Genomic DNA, 2,817 nt, shown 5'->3' on the forward strand with positions numbered 1-2,817 from the left:
GCCAAGAGCGTGTCTCCCGCCGGTACCGAAGGTGTCAAGGTCAACGCCGTTATCGCTGTGATCGCGGTTGACGGCGAGGACGTCGACAAGGCCGGCGAAGGCATCGGCGAGGAGCCTGCCAAGCCTGAGGCGGCAGCACCTGCGCCTGTTGCGGCCAAGAGCGAGGCCGCGGCACCCGTCGCGGCGGCGCCGAGAGCGGAAGTCGCCGCCGATCCGGACATCCCGGCCGGCACCGAGATGGTGTCGACCACGGTGCGCGAGGCGCTGCGTGACGCCATGGCGGAGGAAATGCGCCGCGACGGCGACGTCTTCGTCATGGGCGAGGAGGTCGCCGAGTACCAGGGCGCCTACAAGATCACGCAAGGCCTGCTGCAGGAATTCGGACCGCGCCGCGTCGTCGACACGCCGATCACCGAGCACGGCTTCGCCGGCGTCGGCGTCGGCGCCGCGATGGCTGGCCTGAAGCCGATCGTCGAGTTCATGACCTTCAACTTCGCCATGCAGGCGATTGACCAGATCATCAACTCGGCCGCCAAGACGCTCTATATGTCGGGTGGCCAGATGGGCGCGCCGATCGTCTTCCGTGGGCCGAACGGTGCCGCCGCCCGCGTCGCCGCGCAGCACTCGCAGTGCTATGCCGCCTGGTACAGCCATGTTCCCGGGCTGAAGGTGGTGATGCCGTACACGGCCGCCGACGCCAAGGGCCTACTGAAGGCCGCGATCCGCGATCCGAACCCGGTCATCTTCCTGGAGAACGAGATCCTCTACGGCCAGTCCTTCGACGTGCCGAAACTCGATGATTTCGTGCTGCCGATCGGCAAGGCGCGCATCCACAAGCCGGGCAAGGACGTTAGCATCGTCTCCTTCGGCATCGGCATGACCTATGCGGTGAAGGCCGAGGCTGAACTACGCGGCATGGGCATTGACGCCGAGATCATCGACCTCAGGTCGATCCGTCCGCTCGACTTCGACACCATCATCGCTTCGGTGAAGAAGACCAATCGCCTGATCGTGGTCGAGGAAGGTTTCCCGCAGAGCTCGGTCGGCGACCATATCGCCAACCAGGTGTCGCAGCGCGCCTTCGACTTCCTCGACGCGCCGGTCATCACCATCGCCGGCAAGGACGTGCCGATGCCTTACGCGGCGAACCTCGAAAAGCTGGCGTTGCCCAATGTCGGCGAGGTCGTCGAGGCGGTCAAAGCAGTCACCTATCGCTAGGAAACAACGCGGATGCCGTCTCTCTGGGTTCTGGCCGCCGTCATTGTCCCTACCATTGCCGTGGCCTTTTTCGTGCGCTCGATGACAGGAAAGTTCGATGCGGTCTTGCTGGTGCTCAGCGGCGTCGCTTCGCTTGTCCTGGCAATTGTCGCAACTGGTTCCGCACAGGTTGATCAAACCGGTGGCATGATGAGCCTCGAAATGAGTAAAAGCAGCTTTCATTTCGGGGTCTTGCCACCTGTGTTTATCGTCGCCACGCTGACCGTCATGCGCGGCCTGTTCAAATTCATTCAGGAGTGAGCGATGCCCATCAACATCACCATGCCGGCGCTCTCGCCAACGATGGAAGAAGGCAATCTCGCCAAGTGGCTGGTCAAGGAAGGCGATAAGGTCTCGCCGGGCGACGTGATCGCCGAGATCGAGACCGACAAGGCGACGATGGAAGTCGAGGCCGTCGATGAAGGCACCGTCGCCAAGCTGGTCGTTCCGGCCGGCACCGAAGGCGTCAAGGTCAATGCGCTGATCGCCATTCTTGCCGGCGAAGGCGAGGATGCCGGCGCCGCGGCGAAGGGCGATGGCGGTGCCGCGCCCAAAGCCGAGGCTCCGAAAGCCGAGGCCCCGAAGGCGGAAGCGCCGAAGCCGGCAGCCGCCGTGGCGCCCGCGCCGGCCAAGGCAGAGCCCGCTGCGGTTGCTAATGGCCACGCTGGCGGCGAGCGCACCTTCGCGTCACCGCTTGCCCGACGCATCGCCAAGGATGCCGGCGTCGATGTGGCTAATGTCACCGGCACGGGCCCGCATGGCCGCGTCGTCAAGGCCGATGTCGAGGCAGCGATTGCCGGCGGCGGCGCGAAAGCAGCGCCAGCCGCCAAGGCGCCTGCCGGTGCTCCGGCGGCAGCTCCGGCGGCAGCGCCGAAGCCAATGTCGGACGACCAGGTGCTGAAGCTGTTCGCCGAAGGCTCCTACGAACTCGTCCCGCACGACAACATGCGCAAGACCATCGCGCGCCGCCTGGTCGAGGCCAAGAGCACCATCCCGCATTTCTACCTGACGCTGGATTGCGAACTCGACGCGCTGCTGGCTCTGCGCACACAGCTCAACGCCGCCGCGCCGGTGAAGAAGACCGAAAAGGGCGAGGTTCCCGCCTACAAGCTCTCGGTCAACGACATGGTGATCAAGGCGATGGCGATGGCGCTGATGGCGGTGCCGGACGCCAATGCCTCGTGGACTGACAGCGCCATGGTCAAGCACAAGCACGCCGATGTCGGCGTCGCGGTCTCGATCCCGGGCGGGCTCATCACGCCGATCATCCGCCATGCCGACGAAAAGACGCTGTCGGTCATCTCCAACGAAATGAAGGATCTGGCCAGCCGCGCCCGCAGCCGCAAGCTGAAGCCGGAGGAATATCAGGGCGGCACCACGGCGGTCTCCAATCTCGGCATGTTCGGCATCAAGGATTTTGCCGCCGTCATCAACCCGCCGCACGCAACGATCCTGGCGGTCGGCGCCGGCGAGCAGCGTGCAGTGGTCAAGAACGGCGAGATCACGATAGCCAACGTCATGTCGGTGACGCTGTCGACCGATCACCGCGCCGTCGACGGC

Annotated in this window: 3 protein-coding genes; all 3 read left to right on the forward strand. The window is 65.0% G+C overall.

The genetic code is table 11. The features are described from left to right. Positions 1-1,218 (forward strand): pyruvate dehydrogenase complex E1 component subunit beta (locus EN781_RS30130; RefSeq protein ID WP_127400622.1); only part of this gene is annotated, 1,218 nt, incomplete at its 5' end. A gap of 12 nt (positions 1,219-1,230) precedes the next feature. Beyond that, positions 1,231-1,518 (forward strand): hypothetical protein, encoded by a 288-nt coding sequence (locus EN781_RS30135; protein ID WP_126054626.1) that lies wholly within the window; start codon positions 1,231-1,233, stop codon positions 1,516-1,518. A gap of 3 nt (positions 1,519-1,521) precedes the next feature. Continuing rightward, on the forward strand, positions 1,522-2,817 hold a 1,296-nt coding region (locus EN781_RS30140; RefSeq protein ID WP_127400623.1), incomplete at its 3' end, for a pyruvate dehydrogenase complex dihydrolipoamide acetyltransferase.

The sequence above is a fragment of the Mesorhizobium sp. M4A.F.Ca.ET.090.04.2.1 genome, assembly GCF_003999085.1.
GTDB lineage: Bacteria > Pseudomonadota > Alphaproteobacteria > Rhizobiales > Rhizobiaceae > Mesorhizobium.

Coding starts and splice junctions, on each gene's coding strand:
- EN781_RS30135 (WP_126054626.1), top strand. CDS start 1,231: ATGCCGTCTCTCTGGGTTCTGGCCGCCGTCATTGTCCCTACCATTGCC.